The organism is Vibrio rubrogenes (assembly GCF_059641415.1).
Window position 1 is genome coordinate 1 of the sequence record NZ_JCARSY010000112.1, and the last position, 700, is coordinate 700.

Annotated in this window: 1 protein-coding gene; it reads left to right on the plus strand. The window is 58.0% G+C overall.

Annotated features, from left to right (window positions below):
- The coding region (locus AC55NX_RS20770) for an AMP-binding protein (protein WP_496997458.1) at positions 1–700 on the plus strand (700 nt) is incomplete at both ends.

Consider the following 700-nt stretch of genomic DNA (forward strand, 5'->3'; position numbering starts at 1 on the left):
CCACAGCCGTCGTCTCGGGCAATGATTCCCTGAGCTATGCCGCGCTGAATACTCAGGCCAATCAGTTAGCTCATCGCCTGATGACACTCGGGGTCACACCGGGCAGTTATGTCGCGGTGATGGTCGAGCGCAGTTGTGCCATGGTCACTACCTTACTGGCAACGCTCAAAGCGGGCGGTGCTTATGTGCCGCTTGACCCTTTGTTCCCGTCCGAGCGGCTGCAATACATGGTGGCCGACAGCCGTCCGGTGGTACTGATTACCGATGGCACGGTTGATATTGCCGGGACATTTGGTGAGCAGGCAGCGCAGTTACAGGTACTGGCGCTCAATCGGGCATCATTGGCGGATGAGCCGGTAGATAACCCGGTGGTTGCGCCCCTGACCAGCGACCATCTGGCCTATGTGATTTACACCTCCGGCTCAACCGGACAACCGAAAGGGGTGATGGTGCCGCATCGCTCGGTGGTCAACTTCCTGACCAGCCAGCAGCAGCAACATCAGGTCAGTGGCGATGACCGCTTACTGGCGGTGACCACGATTTCATTCGATATTCACGTGCTGGAAATCTACCTGCCGCTGTTAAACGGGGCGGCACTGCATCTGGCGGACAAAGCATTGTCACGGGACGGTGAAGCGCTGGCAGCTTATCTGGATAGTCAGGACATCACGCTGTTTCAGGCAACCCCGGCGACATGGAA